Annotated in this window: 16 protein-coding genes; 12 read left to right on the forward strand and 4 right to left on the reverse strand. The window is 67.3% G+C overall.

Translation table 11 applies throughout. The features are described 5' to 3' along the window. Positions 1–131 precede the first annotated feature (131 nt). Positions 132–1226 carry a chorismate synthase gene (aroC, locus tag FVD38_RS22825; RefSeq protein ID WP_147936907.1) on the reverse strand — a complete coding sequence of 365 codons (1095 nt, stop codon included), beginning with the start codon at positions 1224–1226 and terminating at the stop codon, positions 132–134. Between the two features lie 201 nt (positions 1227–1427). On the opposite strand from aroC, the gene FVD38_RS22830 reads away from it, so the two are divergent. After that, positions 1428–3674, forward strand: coding sequence for a GGDEF/EAL domain-containing response regulator (locus FVD38_RS22830; RefSeq protein ID WP_147936908.1), 2247 nt, complete (start codon positions 1428–1430; stop codon positions 3672–3674). Between the two features lie 172 nt (positions 3675–3846). Here the strand turns inward: FVD38_RS22830 and FVD38_RS22835 are convergent, their stop codons facing one another. After that, the gene (locus FVD38_RS22835) at positions 3847–4299 is read right to left on the reverse strand and encodes a CBS domain-containing protein (protein WP_123071116.1); all 453 of its coding nucleotides are present in this window, start codon (positions 4297–4299) and stop codon (positions 3847–3849) included. Between the two features lie 202 nt (positions 4300–4501). Here FVD38_RS22835 and FVD38_RS22840 point away from each other — a divergent pair, with 202 nt between their 5' ends. Then, positions 4502–5812 (forward strand): O-acetylhomoserine aminocarboxypropyltransferase, encoded by a 1311-nt coding sequence (locus FVD38_RS22840; protein WP_147936909.1) that lies wholly within the window; start codon positions 4502–4504, stop codon positions 5810–5812. 1 nt (position 5813) lies between these two features. Then, positions 5814–6641: an alpha/beta fold hydrolase gene (locus tag FVD38_RS22845; RefSeq protein WP_147936910.1), complete on the forward strand. Its 828-nt coding sequence runs from the start codon at positions 5814–5816 to the stop codon at positions 6639–6641. Here the strand turns inward: FVD38_RS22845 and FVD38_RS22850 are convergent. Both FVD38_RS22850 and FVD38_RS22855 read right to left on the reverse strand, forming a co-directional pair. Next, positions 6626–7636, reverse strand: coding sequence for a cytochrome-c peroxidase (locus tag FVD38_RS22850; protein ID WP_308617204.1), 1011 nt, complete (start codon positions 7634–7636; stop codon positions 6626–6628). The two genes, FVD38_RS22845 and FVD38_RS22850, sit on opposite strands and share 16 nt — an antisense overlap. 150 nt (positions 7637–7786) lie before the next feature. Further along, on the reverse strand, positions 7787–9184 hold the full coding sequence (locus FVD38_RS22855; protein ID WP_147936912.1) for a YihY family inner membrane protein: 1398 nt from the start codon (positions 9182–9184) through the stop codon (positions 7787–7789). Between the two features lie 71 nt (positions 9185–9255). Between FVD38_RS22855 and wrbA the strand changes: the two genes are divergently transcribed. From wrbA to FVD38_RS22900, 9 genes are all read left to right on the forward strand, one after another. Beyond that, positions 9256–9867 (forward strand): NAD(P)H:quinone oxidoreductase, encoded by a 612-nt coding sequence (gene wrbA, locus FVD38_RS22860; protein ID WP_147936913.1) that lies wholly within the window; start codon positions 9256–9258, stop codon positions 9865–9867. Then, entirely contained in the window at positions 9867–10268 is a 402-nt protein-coding gene (locus tag FVD38_RS22865) for a DUF2069 domain-containing protein (RefSeq protein WP_147936914.1), read from the forward strand. Before wrbA ends, FVD38_RS22865 begins: the two co-directional genes overlap by 1 nt. Beyond that, the gene (locus FVD38_RS22870) at positions 10261–11670 is read left to right on the forward strand and encodes an FAD-binding oxidoreductase (RefSeq protein ID WP_147936915.1); all 1410 of its coding nucleotides are present in this window, start codon (positions 10261–10263) and stop codon (positions 11668–11670) included. Before FVD38_RS22865 ends, FVD38_RS22870 begins: the two co-directional genes overlap by 8 nt. Positions 11671–11683: 13 nt before the next feature. Beyond that, positions 11684–12118: a DUF4124 domain-containing protein gene (locus tag FVD38_RS22875; RefSeq protein ID WP_147936916.1), complete on the forward strand. Its 435-nt coding sequence runs from the start codon at positions 11684–11686 to the stop codon at positions 12116–12118. Further along, a complete protein-coding gene (locus FVD38_RS22880) occupies positions 12106–14655 on the forward strand; it encodes an FtsX-like permease family protein (protein ID WP_147936917.1) in 2550 nt (849 codons plus the stop codon). Before FVD38_RS22875 ends, FVD38_RS22880 begins: the two co-directional genes overlap by 13 nt. Continuing rightward, on the forward strand, positions 14655–15722 hold the full coding sequence (locus tag FVD38_RS22885) for a lipocalin-like domain-containing protein (RefSeq protein WP_147936918.1): 1068 nt from the start codon (positions 14655–14657) through the stop codon (positions 15720–15722). The genes FVD38_RS22880 and FVD38_RS22885 overlap by 1 nt, the downstream gene beginning before the upstream one ends. A 41-nt stretch (positions 15723–15763) precedes the next feature. Next, on the forward strand, positions 15764–17620 hold the full coding sequence (locus FVD38_RS22890) for an ABC transporter transmembrane domain-containing protein (protein ID WP_147936919.1): 1857 nt from the start codon (positions 15764–15766) through the stop codon (positions 17618–17620). A gap of 161 nt (positions 17621–17781) precedes the next feature. Next, positions 17782–19803 carry a methyl-accepting chemotaxis protein gene (locus tag FVD38_RS22895; protein WP_147936920.1) on the forward strand — a complete coding sequence of 674 codons (2022 nt, stop codon included), beginning with the start codon at positions 17782–17784 and terminating at the stop codon, positions 19801–19803. 33 nt (positions 19804–19836) lie between these two features. Next, positions 19837–20952, forward strand: coding sequence for a threonine aldolase family protein (locus FVD38_RS22900; RefSeq protein ID WP_147936921.1), 1116 nt, complete (start codon positions 19837–19839; stop codon positions 20950–20952). Position 20953: the final 1 nt, after the last annotated feature.

Consider the following 20953-nt stretch of genomic DNA (forward strand, 5'->3'; position numbering starts at 1 on the left):
GAACGGCCTGAGTCCTGTGCAGTACAGAACCCAGGCCGTCTAAGCGAGCATCCAACCGTCTCAGTTTAAGGGGTCACATCACTGCGCGGGAACGACGGATCATAGGCCAACGAGTGCCGTTGGCCGCAACCTTATTTCAACTTCGGCGTCGCAACCTGCACGTCGCCGCACTGCGCCCGGTTCATCAGCGCGTGATCGATCAGCACCAGCGCCAGCATCGCCTCCGCGATCGGCGTGGCCCGGATGCCGACACAGGGATCGTGGCGGCCGAATGTCTCGACCGTCGCCGGATTGCCGGCCTTGTCGATCGAGCGGCGCGGCACGCGGATCGAGGAGGTCGGCTTGATCGCCAGCGACACCGTGATGTCCTGGCCGGTCGAGATCCCGCCCAGCACTCCACCCGCATGGTTGCCGACGAAGCCCTCGAGGGTCAGTTCGTCGCCATGCTCCGAACCGCGCTGCGCCACCGAGGCGAAGCCGGCGCCGATTTCCACGCCCTTGACCGCGTTAATCCCCATCATCGCATAGGCGATGTCGGCATCGAGCTTGTCGTAGATCGGCTGGCCCAGGCCGACCGGCACGCCGCGCGCCACCACGTCGATGCGCGCGCCGATCGAGTCGCCGTCGCGGCGCAGCTGGTCCATCGCCTCTTCCATGCGCTGCAGCAGGGCCGCGTCGCCGGTGGCGGCGAAGAAGGGATTGGCGTGCACGTGTTCCCAGCCCTCGAACGGCACGGCGATATCGCCCAGCGCGCTCATATAACCCATCAGTTCGGTGCCGTACTTTTCGCGCAACCACTTCCTGGCGACGGCGCCGGCGCCGACCACCGGCGCGGTCAGGCGCGCCGACGAACGGCCACCGCCGCGCGAGTCGCGCACGCCGTATTTATGCCAATACGTATAGTCGGCATGGCCGGGGCGGAAGCTTTCGGCGATATTGCCGTAGTCCTTGCTGCGCTGGTCTTCGTTGCGGATCAGGAGAGCGATCGGGGTGCCGGTGGTGACGCCCTGGTAGACGCCGGACAGGATCTCGACCCGGTCCGCCTCCTGGCGCTGGGTGACGTGGCGCGAGGTGCCGGGCTTGCGGCGGTCCAGCTCGGGCTGGATGTCGGCCTCGGAAAGGGTCATGCCGGGCGGGCAGCCGTCGATGACGCAGCCGATCGCGGGACCATGCGATTCGCCGAAGGTGGTGACGGAAAACAGCTTGCCAAATGTATTGCCGGACATGGGAATGATGAGTTCGGATTGATCGAATTACCATTTTAACAGGCGATCTGGCAAGCAGAAACGACATCGAACGATCGACTGTCGCAAATATGTTTCCATCAAGATATATTTTTCAACGACGGGCCGGATCGTGCCCTTGCCTTTTTACAATTGCATATATACTGAAGTTATCCATGCCGAGCCAACCTGGAGACGTAGCACATGCCAGCATCGATTACGCCCTCGGTACCACTGAAGGATGACAGCGTTATTGACGACCTCGTCTTTGCCGACGAAGCCGCCGCCGCCGCATCCCCGAGTCCAGCATGGCGGATCCTGGTGGTCGATGACGATGCCGACGTGCACTCGACCACTACCTTCGCTCTCGGCAACGTCGAGATGCAGGGCCGCCCGCTGGTCTTCCTGCACGCTTATTCCGCCAGCGAAGCCTTCGCGCTGCTGGCGCGTGAACACGATATCGCCGTCATCCTGCTGGACGTGGTGATGGAACGGGCCGACGCCGGCCTGCTGCTGGTGCGCCGCATCCGCGACGAACTGGGCCTGCACGACGTGCGCATTATCCTGCGCACCGGCCAGCCCGGCTATGCGCCCGAGATGGAAGCCATCCGCGGCTACGACATCAACGATTACCGCACCAAGTCCGAGCTGACCCGCACCAAGCTGTATACGACGGTGGCGGCCGCGATCCGCTCCTACCAGCAGATTCGCGCGCTCGAGGCCAACCGCATCGGCATGGAGCGCATCGTCGCCGCCTGCGCCGAGCTGATGGCCCTGCACGGCGTGCGCGACGTGGCGGCCGGCATCCTGGCCCAGGCCGGGCGCCTGGTCAGCCAGCCGCCCGAGGGTGTGCTGTGCACCCGCGACAGCGGCCATGGCCGCCCCGAGACCCTGCGCGCCGTGGCCGCCGCCGGCGCCTGCCGCAACCTCGACGGCCGTGAACTGAGCGGCCATTTCGCAGTCGCCGCCGAGCGCGCCCTGCTCCAGCGCCAGTGTGGCGCCGAGGACGGCCTGCTGAATATGTACTTTCCGGGCAAGGCGGGACGCGATTTCGTCGCCTGCATCCCGCTCGAGCGTCCGATCGACGAGGTGGAGCGGCGCCTGCTGAAGGTGTTCTGCGGCATGGTCGCGGTATGCCTCGACAACTGCGAGCTGGTCACCAGCCTGAACAAGTCGGCCTTCCACGACCCGCTCACCGGCCTGCCGAACCGCACCCGCGTGGTCGAGCTGCTCGACGCCATCCTGGCCGGACCGCGGCGCACGACCTCGGTGCTGGCCCTGGTCGACCTGGATCACTTTGCCGAAACCAACGACGCCCTCGGCCACCATTTCGGCGACCTGCTGCTGGTGGCGGTCGGCCAGCGCCTGAAGTCGCGCCTGGCGCCTGGCCTGGACATCGGCCGCATCGGCGGCGACATCTTCTGCGTGCTGGGCGACGCCGACGCGGTGCAGCCGGCTCAGGTGCAAGCGCTGTTCCGCGAATCGTTCCGCATCGACGGCCAGGACGTGCAAGTCTCGGCGACGCTCGGCCTGGTGCGCCTGCCGGAGCACGACGGCAGCGGCGCCGACGCCCTCAAGGATGCCGACATCGCGCTCAAGCGCGCCAAGTCGCAGCAGCGCGCCGGCCACTTCTATTTTTCGCGCAGCATGGGCGTCGAGATCCGCGAGCGGGTGCGCATGATGCACGCGCTGCGCAGCGGCTTCCAGCGCGGCCAGCTGTTCCTGCACTATCAACCGCAGGTCGACCTGGCCACCAATCGCCCGTTCGGCGCCGAGGCGCTGCTGCGCTGGCGCCTGGAAGACGGCCGCATGGTGCCGCCCGACCGCTTCATCCCGATCGCCGAATACTCGGGCCTGATCGTCGAGATCGGCGAATGGGTGCTGCGCCAGGCCTGCGCCGAACTGATGCGCCTGCGCGCCGCGGGCCACCGCGACTTCACGATGTCGGTGAACGTCTCGCAGGTGCAGTTCCGCCATCCGCACTTCGTCGACATGCTGCGCCGCGCGCTGCTCGATACGGGCGCACCGCCCGACTACATCGAGCTGGAGATCACCGAATCGATGGCGATGGAAGAACCGGCGCTGCTGGTCGAGAAGCTGGCGCAGGTCAAGCGCACCGGCGTGTCGATCGCGATCGACGATTTCGGCACCGGCTTTTCGTCGCTCTCGCATCTGCAGCGCCTGCAGGTGGACCGGCTCAAGATCGACCGCACTTTCGTCACCGAGATCACGGGATCGGCGCGCGGCAGCAGCATCGCGCAGATGGTGGTGCAACTGGGCCGCAACCTGGGATTGTCGGTGATCGCCGAAGGGGTCGAGGACGAGCGCCAGGCGCAGATCCTGCGCCAGCTCGGCTGTCCGCTGGCACAGGGCTTCCTGTATGCGCGGCCGCTGTCGCCGGAAGCGCTGCTGGAGTGGCTGGCGGGGAATCCGATGACGCGCGCGGCGTGAACGATGTCGTGATCGGCATCGTCCTCTTCATCGGTACATCAACCAACGTCGTTCCCGCGAAGGCGGGAACCTAAGTAATTTCGCGCTGCCGCGACAATAAAAGGCGTCGGCGGCGCGACGACCTTGGGTTCCCGCCTGCGCGGGAACGACGTGCATCTGCCGCTATTGGCAATTAGTCCGGCGCGTTCTGCTCCGCCGGCCAATCGCGGATATACGCCTTGAGCATGCGGTTCTCGAAGCTTTGCGCTTCCAGCACGGCGCGCGCGACGTCGTAGAACGAGATCACGCCCAGCAGGGTGCGGGCGTCCATTACCGGCAGGTAGCGCGCGTGCTTCTCGAGCATGATGCGGCGCACCTCGTTGACCTCGGTGTCCGGGGTCACGGTGATCGGGCTGTCGTTCATGTGGCGGCGCACGGTGCCGGCACCAACCGCGCCGCCGTTCGCGTGCAGCGCATTGAGCACTTCGCGGAAGGTCAGCATGCCGACCAGGTCGCCGTACTCCATCACCACCAGCGAACCGATATCGTTCTCGGACATCGTGGTCACCGCGTCGACCAACGGCTGGTCAGGCGTTACGGTGTACAGGATATTGCCCTTCACTTGCAGGATTTCCGAAACTTTCATGTTCGCCACCCCCGCTTCGTCAATATTGCTGATACTGGATAAATTTGTATAAGGCATAACACCGACTGTAGCCTATGCTCGCCAAAAAATCCAGCGTTGCGCTGTATCATGGTGCAAGCTCGGTTTCAACATGGTGCAGCGCAGATTGCGCAACAAGCCATAACTGCTAGGATGCGCCATTCCCACTCACCACGAGTCCAGCATGAGCGCTCCCCGACCACCCGGTTTCGACACCCTGTCCCTGCACGCGGGCAGCGCCCCCGATCCCAGCACCGGCGCGCGCGCCACGCCCATCCATTTCACGTCCTCGTTCGCTTTCCGCGATTCCGACCACGGCGCCGCCCTCTTCAATATGGAACAGGCCGGCCATGTGTATTCGCGCATCTCGAACCCGACCAATGCGGTGCTGGAAGAACGCATCGCCGCGCTCGAAGGCGGTGTGGCCGGCATCGCCACCGCCAGCGGCCAGGCGGCCATGCACCTCGGCTTGAGCACGCTGGTGGGCGCCGGCGACCATATCGTGGCCTCGCGCGCCCTGTACGGCGGCTCGCACAACCTGCTGGCCCATACCCTGCGCAGGTTCGGCGTCGAGACCACCTTCGTCGATCCGCGCCACCTCGATGCCTGGCGCGCCGCGATCCGGCCATCGACCAAGCTGCTGTTCGGCGAAACGCTGGGCAATCCGGGACTCGACGTGCTCGACATCCCGGCGCTCTCGGAACTCGCGCACGCGCACGACCTGCCGCTGATGGTCGACGCGACCTTCACCACACCCTGGCTGCAGCGCCCCTTCGACCTGGGCGCCGACCTGCTGTTCCACTCGGCCACCAAATTCCTGTGCGGCCACGGCACCGCGATCGGCGGCCTGCTGGTCGATGGCGGCACCTTCGACTGGCAGGCGGCGCATGAACGAAGCGGGCGCTTCGCCACCCTGTGCGAGCCGTATGACGGCTTTCATGGCATGGTGTTCAGCGAAGAGTCGACCGTCGGCGCCTTCGCCCTGCGCGCGCGGCGCGAAGGCTTGCGCGACTTTGGCGCGGCAATGAGTCCGCACAATGCCTTCGCCATCCTGCAGGGCATCGAGACGCTCGGCCTGCGCATGGAGCGCCACGTCGCCAATACCCGGCGCGTGGTCGAGTTCCTCGCCGCGCAGCCGATGGTGGCGTCGGTGTCCTACCCGGAACTCGACAGTCACCCGGACCGTGCACTGGCGCAGCGTATCCTGCCGAAAGGCTGCGGCGCCGTCTTCACCTTCGAGCTGAAAGGCGACCGTGCGGCCGGCCGCCGTTTCGCCGACGGTTTACAGGTGTTCTCGCACCTGGCGAACGTGGGCGACGCCAAGTCGCTCGTGATACATCCGGCGTCGACCACCCATTTCCGGGTGCCTGCCGAACACCTGGCGGCCAGCGGGGTCACCGAAGGCACGTTGCGCCTGTCGGTCGGATTGGAAGACCCGGACGACCTGATCGACGACCTCAAGCGTGGCCTGAAGCTGGCCGCGAAGGGGATTTGAGATGCTGCTCGATGTCAATGGCAATCAAGCCTATTGCTACACCGGCGGCAAGGCCTTCGACCCAGGCCTGCCGGCCATCGTGCTGATCCACGGCGCACAGAACGACCATTCGGTGTGGGCCTTGCAGAGCCGCGCCCTCGCCCACCGCGGCTACGCAGTGCTGGCGCCCGATCTTCCGGGACACGGTCGCAGCGGCGGCACGCCCTTGTCCACGGTCGAGGCCATGGCCGCCTGGGTGCTCGCCGTGCTCGATGCGGCCGGCGTCAGTCGTGCGCTACTGATCGGGCACAGCATGGGTTCGCTGATCACGCTGGAGGCGGCCCACATCGCGCCGCAGCGCGTGAGCGGACTGGCCCTGCTGGGCGCCACCTACCCGATGCGGGTGTCGGACGCCTTGCTGGAGGCAGCGCGCACCGAGCAGGACGCGGCCATCGACATGGTCGCCGCCTGGTCGCATGCCGCCTGGCTGCCCGGCCCCTCGACCGCGGGCCCGGGCACCTCCGTGATCAACACGGCGCGGCGCCTGATGCAGCGCATGGCGGCGCGCGGCGCGGATGGCCTGTTCCACACCGATTTCGCCGCCTGCAACGCCTATGCCAACGGCGAAGCCGCGGCGGCCTCGATCGCCTGCCCGACACTGTTCGTGCAGGGCAAGAAGGACATGATGACGCCGCCACGCTTGGCGCAGTTGCTGACCGGCGGGATCAAGCACGCCAAGATCGTCGGCGTGGACGCCGGCCACGCGATGATGAGCGAAGCGCCGGACGCGGTGCTCTTCGCCCTACTCCGCTTCGCCCAGGACGCCCACGAAGTTCAGTCGAACGGCTGAGGCCTCTTGGTCTTGTCGCTCGATGGCGGCAGGATCGGCAGCACGACCCGGGGCTGGTCGCCGGTCAGCGTCTGCAGGAAGGCGACCACGTCGGCGATCTCGGCCTCGCTGAACTTCCGGCCCAGCTGCAGGCGGCCCATCGTGTCCACGGCCTGGGCCAGGGTGTCGGCCGCGCCGTCGTGGAAGTAGGGATAGGTCAGCTCGACGTTGCGCAAGGTCGGCACCTTGAAGTAGAAACGGTCGATGTCCTGCTTGGTGACGGCGAAGCGGCCTTCAGCCGTGTTGGTCGTCTTGTAGGGCTCGATCAGTCCCATCTTCTGGAACGAGGCGCCGCCGACGTTGGGGCCATTATGGCAGGCAATGCAGCCGCTGCTCTTGAACAGCTCATAGCCGCGCAGTTCCTGCGCATTGATGGCCGTCTTGTCGCCCTGCAGCCACTTGTCGAAGCGCGCATTGGGCGTGACTAGCGTCTCCTCGAAGGCGGCGATGGCGGCGGTGACTTCGTCGATGCTGAGCTTGTCGTGGCCGAACACAGCCTTGAACTCGGTCACGTATTGCGGGATCGAGCGCAGCAGGTCGACCGCCAGGTCGTGCGTGAACGCCATTTCGCCTGGGTTGGCGATCGGGCCGCCGGCTTGCTCCTTCAGGTCTTTCGCGCGGCCATCCCAGAACTGCGCCAGGTTCAGGCTCGAATTGAGCACCGTCGGCGAATTGATCGGACCTTTCTGCCACCGATCGCCGATCGACGAAGTGATGTTGTCCGAGCCGCCCATGCTCAGGTTGTGGCACGAGTTGCAGGAAATGAAGCCGGAGCGTGACAGGCGCGGATCGAAGAACAGCTTCTTGCCCAGGTCGACCTTGGCGGCGTTGGTCACTTTCACCGCCACGATCGGCGAGATCGGCTCGGCGGCGTGGGCGGCGCCGGCAGCGAGCAGCAGCGCGGCCGTCATTGCACCGAGCGGCCTGGCGAGGGAAGGGATTCGCATGTTTTTCATCATCACTCCTGGCTGGAAAACGCGACCGGATTTAATTTCCGGGCAGTGCTTTCAGCCTAAGCGTGAGTCTTGCCGGAGGCAATATTGCTGGCCCTAACAGCGCGCCGAAACATAGCCTGAGTCAAGAAATCGCCAGCCGGGCCGACCTGCTCAGTTGGCAGCACGCGCCTCGATGTCCGCCATTACGGCTTCTTCGGGATCGCCGAAGTGCGCCGCCAGCGTCTGTTCGAGGCCGGCCTCGACCGCCTCCTCGACCTGGCGCGCCAGGTCGCCGACGTCGAGCGCCAGCGGCGTGTCCGCAACACCATCTTCGCGCTGCATCGCCTCGGCCGCCGCGCAATCGAACACAAACAGCTTGTAGACGTCGGCCAGGCGCAAGGTCCCCGGATCGGCCAGCAAGACCCAGTTCTCCTGGTTGCCGCCGCGATTGAAGCGCCAGCGGGCCCGCGCCGGAGCGTCGTCCTGCACCCGGCCGACCCAGCCTTCGGCCACCATGCGGTCCAGCAGGCGCCCGAGCTCGTCATACCCGATACGGGTATGGTCGCGGATCGTGCTGCCGGCCACCAGCGCATTGCCGCTCAGCTTCGCGCTGCCGTGCAACACCTTGAGCACCGACATCGCATCGACGAAAGCGCCGCCAGGCGCCGGCTGGTACCACCAGCGCTCATGCTTGACCACCGGCAGCGCCGCGCTCAGGATCGCGCCGACCAGCGTGATCATCCAGGTCACATAGATCCAGACCAGGAACAGTGGCAGCGCGGCCAGCGCGCCATAGATGATGGCGTAGGTCGGGAACTGGCGGATGAACAGGCCGAAGCCGCGCTTGGCGATCTCGAAGGCGATCGCGGCCGCCAGCGCGCCCCAGAAGGCGTCGCGCCAGGCCACCTTGCGATTCGGCACCACGACATACAGCAAGGTATAGCCGGCGGTGGTGACCGCCACCGAGGCCAGGGTGAAGAACAGCGTGCCGAGCAGGGACGCATCGCGCTCCAGGCCACCCGTCACATCCACCAGTTGCGACGTGAAGCTGATCGACAGGCCGAACAGTAGCGGCCCCAGGGTCAGCAAGGCCCAATAGACCAGCAGGCGCTGGGGCAGCGGGCGCGGCTGGCGCACGCTCCAGATCTGGTTGAACACGCGCTCGATCAGGCTCATCGTGGCGGCCGTGGTGAACAACAGCACCACCGCACCCAGGGCCGACAGGCCCTTGGCCTTGTCGGCGAACTGGGTCAGGTTGCCGCTGATGGTGCTGGCGATCGCCTTGGGCATCAGGTTCTGCACGAACCATGCGTCGATCATCTCGCGCACCTGGCCGAAGGCCGGGAACATCGTGAAGATGGCCAGCACGATGGTCAGCAGCGGCACCAGGGCCAGCGTCGTGGTGAAGGTCAGGCTGCCCGCCACCTGCGGCAGGCGCTCTTCGCGCAGGCGGCGCACGGCGAAGCGCACCAGGTCGCGCGCCTCGGGCCAGGTCAGGCCGCGCTCGTCGCTGCCATTGACGAACTCACCGCCGGCACGCGACAAGCCTTCTACCGTCTTGTTCAGCATGGTGTTGGATTCACCGTCATCGTCGTCTTCGCAAGCATGTCATTTGAACAAACCGCACTATAATACCAAGGATGAACACGACCCCTCTGAGCATCCTCGTCCTCTACTATTCGCGCCATGGCGCCACCCGCAAGCTGGCCGAGCTGATTGCCCAGGGCGTCGACAGCGTGCCGGGGGCCGAAGCGCGGCTGCGCACCGTGCCGCCGGTCTCGTCGGTGGCCGAAGCGACGGCGCCCGGGATTCCCGACCAGGGCTCGCCCTACGTCGACCATGATGACCTGCGCGAATGCGCAGGCCTGGCGCTGGGCTCGCCCACGCGCTTTGGCAATATGGCCGCGAGCATGAAATACTTCCTCGACGGCACCGCCACCGAATGGGTCAATGGTACGCTGTCCGGCAAGCCGGCGGTCGTGTTCGCCTCCACCGGCAGCCTGCACGGCGGCCAGGAGGCGACCCTGCTGTCGATGATGATCCCCTTGCTGCACCACGGGATGATGGTGATGGGCCTGCCCTATACGCATCCCGAATTGATGAACACCGCCAGCGGCGGCAGCCCCTACGGCGCGACCCACTGGGCCGGCGTCGATGGCAAGCGCCCCGTCACCGAAGAAGAGCGTACGCTGACGATTGCGCTCGGACGCCGCCTGGCAGAGGCGGCCCTGAAACTGCAGGGAAGCCGCTGATGGGAACAGGGAAAAAAGTCTTTCACATGGGGGCGATCGCCAGCCTGATCTGGCTGATCGGCTGGCTGGTCGCCTGGGAAGCCTTCGTGGCGCCCCTGCAGCCCGGTAGCTGGCTGCTGGCCCTGAAGGCCTTGCCCCTGTTGCTGCCGCTCCGCGGCGTCATCAAGCGCGACCTGTACACCCTGCAATGGTCGTCGATGCTGATCCTGATCTATTTTGCCGAAGGCGTGGTGCGCGCCTGGGCCGACCAGAGCGCGGCCTCGCGCCATATGGCCATCGGCGAGATCGCCCTGGTCGTGGTGTATTACTTCTGCGCCCTGCTCTATCTGCGCCCGTACAAGAAAGAGGCGCAGCGCCTGGCCAAGGAATTGCTCGACAAGGTCAAAGTGCCGCATGGCTGAAGACATATTGGGTCGCTGCCGCGCCATCGTCGGCGACGCCCACGTCATTACCGATGAAGCGACGATGGCGCCGTTCATGGCGGATTGGCGCGGCCGCTACAGCGGGCGTGGCCTGGCGGTGGTGCTCCCCTCCGACACCGCGCAAGTGGCCGCCATCGTCGCCGCCTGCGCAGCGGCGCGCGTGCCCATCGTCCCGCAAGGCGGGCGCACCGGGCTCGTCATGGGCAGCGTGCCCGACACCTCGGGCGCGGCCATCGTGCTGTCGCTGCGGCGACTGAACCGCATCCGCGCCATCGATCCCCTGAACCGCACCATGACGGTGGAGGCCGGCTGCATCCTGGCCGACGTGCAGGCCGCGGCGGGCGAGGCCGGGATGCTGTATCCGCTGTCGCTGGCGGCCGAGGGCAGTTGCACGATCGGCGGCAACCTGTCGACCAATGCCGGCGGCACCGCCGTCCTACGCTATGGCAATACCCGTGAGCTGTGCCTGGGCCTGGAAGTCGTCAACGCCCAGGGCGAGGTCTGGGATGGCTTGCGCGGGCTGCGCAAGGACAATACCGGCTATGCGCTGCGCGAACTCTTCATCGGCGCCGAGGGCACGCTGGGCGTGATCACGGCGGCGGTACTGAAACTGTATCCGGCGCCGCGCGCCGCGCTCACCGCCCTGGTTGCCCTCGATTCTCCGCGCCAGGCCGTCGAATTGCTCGGCCTGCTGCAGGCGCGCTGCGGGGCGGCGCTCACCGGCTTCGAGCTGATGTCCGCATTTTGCCTGGACCTGGTCGCGGCGCAATTTCCCGACCTGCCGCGGCCGTTCGCGGATCGCCATCCGCAGTACGCGTTGGTCGAGCTCTCGAGCAATGAATCCGATGCACATGCCCATGGCCTGCTGGAATCGAGCATCGGAGAAGCGCTGGAGGCCGGCGTCGCACGCGACGCCGTGGTGGCGACTTCGAACAAGCAGGCGTTGGACCTGTGGCGGCTGCGTGAACACATCCCGCTGGCGCAGGCGGCGGCCGGCAAGAACATCAAGCACGATATCTCGCTGGCGGTGTCGCGCATCCCCGGCTTCATCGCGCGCGCCGACGCCGCGCTGCAGCAGGCGTTTCCCGGTTGCCAGCCAGTCACCTTCGGCCACCTGGGCGACGGCAACCTGCACTACAACGTGGCACCACCTGCCGGAGAATCGCACGAAGCCTTCCTGGGACACCAGGCGGCCGTGAATCGCATCGTGCACGACCTGGTGGCCGATTGCGGTGGCTCGATCTCGGCCGAACACGGCATCGGCATGCTCAAGCGCGAAGAACTGGCGCGCTACAAGTCGCCGGTCGAACTTGGCATGATGCGTGCCATCAAAGCCGCGCTCGACCCGCTCGGCATCATGAATCCTGGGAAAATACTATGACCAGGAGTCGCGCATGCACCGCTTGCTCTCGATCGCCACGGCCTGCATCCTGTGCCAGGGCCAGGCCCAGGCCGACCTCGCCATCTACAAATGCCATGAAGGCGGCAGCGTGACCTACGCCGACCGTCCATGCCCCGGCGCCGGCGCCGAACTGGCGCTGCGCGCCGCGCCTCCACCCGATCCCGAGACGCAGGCGCGCATGGCCCGCGCGCGCGACATGGTCCTCGAGATCGATAAAGAACGCGCCGGGCAGGCACTGCGCGAGGAACGCGACGGCGAGCGCGCCCGGCGCGCGGCGCTGGCCCTGCGCAAGCGCTGCGACAAGCTGCGCCTGCAGCGCCAGTGGCTCGAAGAAGACTTGGCCAGAACACGGGGCGACGCAAAAGAGGCGGCCCGCATCAAGGTGCGGCGCCAGGCCGAGACATTGGCGGTGGAATGCCCGGCCTGAGCCAGCTGTCGCGTTGGCAGCTAGCAGGCGAGTGGCGCGCGCATCCGGTGCGGGCACTGGTCGCCATCGCGGCGATCGCCGTCGGCGTGGCGATGGGTTTCGCCATCCACCTGATCAACGCCGCCGCCTTCAACGAATTCTCGGCCGCCGTCAAGAGCCTGTCGGGCCAGGCCGACATCCAGGTGCAGGGCCGCGAGCCGCTGTTCGACGAATCCGTCTACCCCTTGCTGGCCGAACATCCCGAAGTGGCGCTGGCCTCGCCCATCCTCGACGTCCAGGCCGGCGTGCCGGGCGCCGACGGTCCGCTGCGCATCGTCGGCATCGACCCGTTTCGCGCCGGCGCCATCTCGCCCGACCTGCTCGGGGTGACGGACGAGGGCCGCCGGCTCGACATCCTGGCCGACGACGCATTGTTCCTGTCGCCGGCGGCCGAGGCATGGCTGAATAAAAGGCGCGGCGACACCCTGGTGCTACGCGCCGGCACTGGAGAAATCGCCCTGCGCGTGGCTGGACCGGTGCAGCGCGCCCGCGCCGGCCAGCGCCTGGCGGTGATGGACATCGGCGCCGCCCAGTGGCGCCTCAACCGCCTGGGCCAACTGTCGCGGGTCGACCTCAAGTTGCGCGACGGCGTCGACCGCGCGGCCTTCCAGCGCGATCTCGCCGCCCAACTCGATCGCACCTGGCCGGGCCGCTTCACGGTCGGCCAGCCGAAAGACGCCGACCAGGAAAGCCGCACCGCGAACATGAGCCGCGCCTACCGCGTCAACCTGACCGTGCTGGCGCTGGTGGCGCTGTTCACCGGCGCCTTCCTCGTGTTTTCGACACAGGCGCTGTCGGTGATGCGTCGGCGCAGCCAGTTCGCGCTGCTGCGGGTGCTGGGCCTGGAACGCGGCCAGTTGCTGCGCCAGGTGCTGCTCGAAGGGGGCAGCCTAGGCGTGCTCGGCGCGCTGCTCGGCATCGGCGCCGGCTATGCGCTGGCGGCGGCCGCCCTGCATTTCTTTGGCGGCGACCTCGGCGCCGGCTACTTCCCCGGCATCCGCCCGCAGGTCGCGTTTACCCCCGGCGCCGCCGTCGTGTTCTTCGCTTTGGGCCTGGGCGTGGCCCTGTTGGGCTGCCTGGCGCCGGCCTGGGAGGCGGCGCGCGCACGGCCGGCGGTGGCCATCAAGTCCGGGGCCGACGAAGCGCCGCTCACGCGCCTGGCGCGGGTCTGGCCCTCCTTCGTGTGCCTGGCGCTGGCCGCCGCGTTTTCCTTCGCGCCGCCGGTGTTCGAGCTGCCGCTGTTCGGCTACCTGGCGATCGCCCTGCTGCTGGTCGGCGGCATCGGCCTCATGCCGCGCTTCGCGGCGCTGACCTTCCGCGCGCTTGAATCTCTGCTGGCGCGGCGTAGCAGCGAAACACCGGTGCTGGCGCTGTCGCTGGCGCGCCTGGCCAATGCGCCGGGCCAGGCCTCGATTGCACTGGGCGGCATCCTGGCCAGCTTCAGCCTGATGGTGGCAATGGGGATCATGGTGTCGAGCTTCCGGGTCTCGGTCGACGACTGGATGGGCCACATCCTGCCGGCCGACCTGTACGTACGCACGGTCGATGCTGGCGGCACCGGCTTCCTGAGCGGCGCGCAGCAGTCTGCCTTGGCGAGCCTGCCCGGGGTCGAGAAAGTGCAGTTCCTGCGCACCCGGCGCGTGTCATTGGCGCCCGAACGGCCGCCGATCGTCGTCATCGCCCGCGACATCGACGCGAGCGACCCGGCGCGCGTGCTGTACCTGGTCGGAGAGTCCGCAGCGATCCCGGCAGGCAGCAGGCCGGCCTGGGTGTCGGAAGCGATGCTCGACCTGTACGGCGCCCGCGTCGGCCAGCACCTGGCCCTGCCGCTGGGCGGCGCGCAAGTGGAGTTCTTCGTCGCCGGCGCCTGGCGTGACTATGCCAATCAGGGCGGCTCGGTCGTGATCCAGCTGCAGGACTACCAGCGGCTGACGGGCGAGCTCGAGGTCACCGACGCTGCCTTGTGGAGCGCGCGCGGCGTGGACGCCGCGACACTCGAAGGCAGCCTGCGTGCGCTGCCATTCGGCGCGTCGCTGAACATGATGCGGCCCGGCGACATCCGAGCCATGAGCATCAAGATCTTCGACCGCAGTTTCGCCGTCACTTACCTGCTCGAGGCGATCGCGATCGCCATCGGCCTGTCGGGCATCGCGGCAAGTTTTTCGGCCCAGACTTTGGCAAGGGCGCGAGAATTCGGTATGCTGCGCCACGTCGGCGTTACCCGGCGCCAGGTCTTGCAGCTGCTCGCCTTCGAGGGTGGGCTGCTGACAGGCCTCGGCGTCGTCGCCGGCTTCGCGCTCGGGCTGGTGATCAGCCTGATCCTGGTGTACGTGATCAACCCGCAGTCCTTCCACTGGACCATGGGTTTGCACCTGCCCTGGCCCCTGCTTGGCAGCGTGGCCGCGGTATTGGTCGCGGCATCGGTTGCTACCGCGCTCGTTTCGGGACGCCAGGCTTTGTCCGGCGGTCCGGTGCGCGCGGTCAGAGAGGATTGGTAATGCGTTTTATTTTGTGCCTGCTGGTGTTGCTGTCGTTGTCTGCCCATGCCGCGCCGCCCGTGTATGCGCCGGTCACCCCTGGCGCCGGCCTGTCGTTCCCGCGCGACTACGGCGCCCATCCGGAATTTCGCACCGAGTGGTGGTACGTCACCGGCTGGGTCGAGACGCCGGACAAGCGCCCGCTCGGCTTCCAGGTCACCTTCTTTCGCAGCCGCACCGGCACCGACAATGCCAATCCGAGCCACTTCGCGCCGCGCCAGCTGGTGATCGGCCACGCGGCCCTGTCCGATCCCCAGGTCGGCCGCCTGGTGCATGACGAGCGCAGCGCGCGCGAAGGCTTCAGCATGGCCTGGGCCCGGCCCGGCAATACCGACCTGAAACTGGACGACTGGCGCATGGTCCGCGACGCGAACGGCATCTACCGCGTCACCATCCGCTCCAACCAGCTGACGCTCGAACTGCGCCTGAAGCCGACGCAGCCAGTGCTGGTGCAGGGCCAGGGCGGCTATTCGCGCAAGGGCCCCAGCGCCCAGCATGCGAGCTACTACTACAGCGAACCGCACCTTGAGGTATCCGGCACGGTCGGCCGCGCCGGCATGGCGGCCACCCAGGTCACCGGCAGCGCATGGCTCGACCACGAATGGTCGAGCGAGGCGCTGCAGCCGGACGCCGTGGGCTGGGATTGGGTCGGCGCCAACCTCGACGACGGCGGCGCCCTGATGGCTTTCCAGATCCGCGACCGCCAAGGTGGTAAACTATGGGCGCACGCCACCCGGCGCGACAAGGCCGGCAAGGTGGTGCACTACGCGCCCGAGCAAATCGCGTTCGCGCCGCAGACGCACTGGAAGTCGCCGCGCACCGGCGCCACGTATCCGATCGCGACCACGATCACCACGGGGACCGAGCGCTGGCAGGTGGTGCCGCTGCAGCAAGACCAGGAACTCGATTCGCGCCGCTCGACCGGCGCCGTGTACTGGGAAGGCGCGGTCACGATCGAGCAGGACGGCCGCCGGATGGGCCGCGGCTACCTCGAGATGACCGGCTACGTGCAGCCCATGAAGCTTTAACCAGACAACGATAATAAGAACGACCGAAACACCAAAACACGATGACCACCCGTAATACCGGCAAGACCGACCCAGAGACATCCCGCAAGAGCAGCCTGGCCACCCTCAGGGGCTTGAGTCCTTTCCTGCGTCCCTACCGCCGCCAGTTCCTGCTGGCCGGCATCGCCCTGCTGTTCGCGGCCGGCGCCACCCTGGCGATCCCCGCCGCCTTCAAGCAAATGATCGACCTGGGCTTCGGCGCGGCCGGCGCGGCTTCTGCAACCGCGGCCGCCGGCGCCGCCATCGAAGGCGGCAGCCTGGAACACATCAACGCCACCTTCCTGGCCCTGTTCGGCGTGGCCGCCGTGCTCGCGGTGGCCACCGCCGCCCGCTTCTACATGGTGTCCTGGCTGGGCGAGCGCGTCACCGCCGATATCAGGAGCGCAGTCTACGGCCACGTGGTGCGCCAGAGTCCCGAGTTCTTCGAGACCACCCGCACCGGCGAAGTGCTGTCGCGCCTGACCACCGACACCACCCTGATCCAGACCGTGGTCGGCACCAGCATCTCGCTGGCGCTGCGCAATACGCTGCTGTTCTTCGGCGGCCTGGTGATGCTGTTCGTGACCAGCCCGCGCCTGACCTCCATCATCCTGGGCCTCTTGGTGCTGGTGGTGCTGCCGATCGTGCTGTTCGGCCGCCGCGTGCGCAAGCTGTCGCGCGATTCGCAGGACCGCATTGCCGACGCCTCGGCGGTGGCCGGCGAGATCCTGAACGCGATGCCGACCGTGCAGGCGTTTACCCGCGAAGGCCATGAATCCGGCCGCTTCGGCAAGGAAGTCGAAGGCGCCTTCACCACCGCCATGCGCCGCATCCGCGCCCGCTCCACGCTCACCATGCTGGCCATCGTGCTCATATTTGGCGCCATCGTGTTCGTGCTGTGGCTCGGCGCCCACGCCGTGCTCGAAGGCACCATGACCGGCGGCGACCTGGGCCAGTTCATCCTGTACGCCGGCATCGTGGCCGGGTCGGTCGGCGCGCTGTCGGAAGTGATGGGCGACGCCCAGCGCGCCGCCGGCGCCACCGAACGCCTGCTCGAGCTGCTCGGCGCGCAATCGGAGATACAGGATCCGCTGCAGCCCAAGGCCCTGTCTGCACGCACCGAGAACGGCGCCCGCGTCACGCTCGACGACGTGACCTTCGCCTATCCATCGCGCCTGGACGAAGCCGCCCTGTCGCACCTGGCGCTCGACATCCGCCCCGGCGAAACGGTGGCCGTGGTCGGCCCTTCCGGCGCCGGCAAGACCACCCTGTTCCAGCTGCTGCTGCGCTTCTACGATCCGCAGGCCGGCGCCATCCGCCTCGACGGCGTCGACGTGCGCGACCTGGCGCTGCATACGCTGCGCGGCGCGGTCGGCATCGTGCCGCAAGATACCGTGATCTTCTCGCTCGACGCCATGGAAAACATCCGCTACGGCCGCCCGGACGCCAGCGACGACGAGGTGATCGCCGCGGCGAAGATGGCCGCCGCCCACGATTTCATCGAGCGCCTGCCGCAGGGTTATACCTCGTTCCTGGGCGAGCGCGGGGTGCGCCTGTCGGGCGGCCAGCGCCAGCGCATCGCGATCGCGCGCGCCCTGCTCAAGAACCCGCCGTTGCTGCTGCTGGACGAAGCGACCAGCGCCCTCGACGCCGAATCCGAACGCCTGGTGCAGCGCGCGCTCGAAGCGGCGATGGTCGGCCGCACCACCATCATCATCGCCCACCGCCTGGCGACGGTGCAGCGGGCCGACCGCATCATCGTGCTGGACGAAGGCAGGATCGTCGAATCCGGCACCCACGCCGAGCTGATCGCGCTGCGTGGCGTGTATGCCAACCTGGCGGCGCTGCAGTTCCAGACGCATGCGCCGGTGGCTGCGTAAAGACACGGCTTGAAACTACAATCCGTAGTATTACGTAACAACCCACCAAGCTGTTGTACCGGGGATACCAGGTAGCATTCCAAAACTCACTAATTGTTGCGGCAAGAAAAGTTTGCGAGGTATGATCGCGGGTTATATCCCTCTATTTTTCCTCACAATACATGAGCAACCGTAAATTTAGCCCAGCGAGCTGGAATGTCGGCACGCGCATCAGCGCAGTCACCTTCCTGCTGGCCGGCGCCATCATTGCCGCCCTGATCGCGACCATCACTGTCCTGACCTCCGGCATGCTGGAACGGCGCGCCATCGACGGCGTGAGGAACGAGCTGCATGGCGTCACCAGCACCGTCGAGCTGTTCAACAAGACCGTCAGCAGCCAGGCGGTCAGCTTCGGCCGCATCTTCCGCGCCGGCCTGCCTGGCGACTTCGCGCTGGACGAGGCGACCACCATCGATATCGGCGGGCGCCAGGTGCCGACCCTGAGCGTGGCCGGCCATCCGCTCAACCTCGATTTCAGCGCCCCTGACGCATTCACCGAACGCACCGGCGGCAACGCCACCATCTTCGCCGCCGCCGGCGAGGACTTCGTGCGCGTGACGACCTCGGTCAAGAAGGAAAACGGCGAGCGCGCGGTGGGCACCGCCCTCGACAAGGCCTCGCCGGCCTACCCGGCGCTGCGCGCCGGCCGCACCTATGTCGGCCTGACCACGCTGTTCGGCAAACAGTTCATCACCCAGTACGAGCCGGTGCGCGACGCGGCCGGCAAGGTCGTCGGCGCGCTCTACGTCGGGGTCGACATCACGGCCGACGTTGCCGCGCTCAAGGAGCGCATCCGCGCCGTCAAGGTCGGCGATACCGGCTACTTCTTCGTGCTGTCGGCCGCGCCGAAGACCTATGGCGACCTGATCGTCCACCCGAACAAGGAAGGCGAGAATATCCTCGACAGCCAGTCGGCCGACGGCCACGCCTTCATCAAGGAGATGCTGGAGAAGAAGGAAGGCACGATCAGCTACGACTGGCAGAACCCGGGTGAGCTCCGTGCCCGCGAGAAGTTCGCAGCCTATGCCGAGATGAAGGACTGGAACTGGGTCATCGCCGGCGGCACCTACCGCGACGAGATCACCGCCGCCGCGACCGAGCTGCGCAACCGCTTCATCGTGTTCGGCCTGGCGGCGCTCGCCGTGCTGGCCACCGTGCTGTACTTCCTGGTGCGCGCCACCGTCACCCGTCCGCTGGCCGAGGTACAGGCCGTCGCCACCCGCATCGCCGACGGCGACCTGACCGCGTCGGCCACCGCACGCCGTGACGACGAAATCGGCCGCCTCGTGGGCGCCATCAACGAGATCGGCGCACGTTTGTCGGGCGTGGTCGGCCAGGTGCGCGACGGCGCCGAGCACATCGCCACCGCCTCGCAGGAAATCTCGACCGGCAACCTGGACCTGTGCAGCCGCACCGAAGAGCAAGCAGCCAGCCTGGCCACCACCGCCTCGTCGATGGACCAGCTGACCACGACCGTGCGCCAGAACGCCGACAACGCGCGCCAGGCCGACCAGCTGGCCCGCAGCGCCTCCGAAGTTGCCCAGAAAGGTGGCAGCACGGTGTCGCAGGTGGTGGCGCGCATGGACTCGATTTCCCAGGCCTCGCGCAAGATCTCGGACATCACCAGCGTCATCGACGGCATCGCGTTCCAGACCAATATCCTGGCGCTGAACGCGGCCGTGGAAGCGGCGCGCGCCGGCGAACAGGGCCGCGGCTTCGCGGTCGTCGCGAGCGAAGTGCGCAACCTGGCCCAGCGCTCGGCGGCAGCGGCCAAAGAGATCAAGGTCCTGATCGACGCCTCCAACAGCGAAGTCAACGCCGGCAGCCAGCTGGTCGCCGAAGCCGGCGTGACGATGCAGGAAGTGCTGGACAGCGTGCAGCGCGTGACCGACGTCATTTCCGAGATCAGCAGCGCCAGCCAGGAACAGACGCAAGGCATCGAAGAGATCAACCGCTCGGTGGTCGAGATGGACACCGTGACCCAGCAGAACGCAGCACTGGTCGAAGAAGCCAGCGCCGCCGCCCAGGCCATGCACGAACAAGCCGACGCGCTGGCGCGTTCGGTGCGCCGCTTCCGCCTGGCCGACGAGCGCGATGGCGCCGCGCTGGCCACGCCGAAGCGCCGCGCGCTGATCGGGAACTGATAGAGTAGCGGGCTCGCCTTCCAGGAGCCCGCTTTGCCTGACACCGACCTGCAGCGCCGCTGCCAAACGATCTTCCCCGGCCATCGCCAGCCGCGCCCGGCCGAACTGTTCGCCGCCATGGCCGCCTGGTGCGAGGAGCACGACGTCGACCACGACGTCTACGGCAACGGCGCCCTGATCCAGGACTTCGAACGCAAGGTCGCCGTCCTGCTGGGCTTCGAGGCGGCCGTGTTCTGCATCAGCGGCACCATGGCCCAGGTCACGGCGCTGCGCCTCGGTGCAGACGACCGGGGCAGCCGCCTGGTGGCCCTGCATCCGACCTCGCACATCCTCAACCACGAACGTTCCAACTACCAGTTGCTGGACCATTTCCAGGCGCTGTCCGTGGGCGACCGTCACCGTCCCTGGGTCGAGGCCGACCTGGCGGCGGTGCCGGACCGCCTCGGCGCCGTCGGCCTCGAGATCCCGATGCGCGAGATCGGCGGCCAACTCACGGACTGGGACGAGCTGGAAGCGATCAAGCGCCATTGCCGCACCCGCGGCATCCACCTGCACATGGACGGCGCGCGCCTGTGGGAAGCGGCGGCCGGTTATGGCCGCAATGCCGCCCAGATCGCGGCCGGCTTCGATTCCGTTTACGTCTCGCTGTACAAGGGCATCGGCGGGCTGGGTGGCGCCATGCTGCTCGGCAGCCGCCCCTTCGTGGACCGCTGCGCCGAGTGGTTCCGGCGCCAGGGCGGCAACGTCATCCATCGCTCGCCCTATATCGTGGCGGCGGCCATGGGGTTCGACGCGCGGCTGGCGGCGATGCCCGCGTATTTCGAGCGCACCCGCTTCTTGTACCAGGCCCTGGGCGCCTATCCCGAGCTGCGCGCCAACCCGTTCGCGCCGCAGGCGAACATGCTACATATTCATCTGCCGGTCGACCGCGAACGCGCGCTGGCGGTACGCGATGCGCTGGCGCGCGAGCACGGAATCTGGATGTTCAACCGCGCCGTCCATGGCGCGCTGCCGGCGTCGAGCGTCATCGAGATCTACGTCGGCGACAACCTGCTGTCGATGTCCGATGACTCAGTGCGAGAAGCACTGCGGCTATTCGCCGCGGCGCTGGCGGCGAATGCTAAAATGACCGATTCTTCAACCACGTAAC

This window comes from Massilia arenae, assembly GCF_008014745.1.
GTDB lineage: Bacteria > Pseudomonadota > Gammaproteobacteria > Burkholderiales > Burkholderiaceae_D > Telluria > Telluria arenae.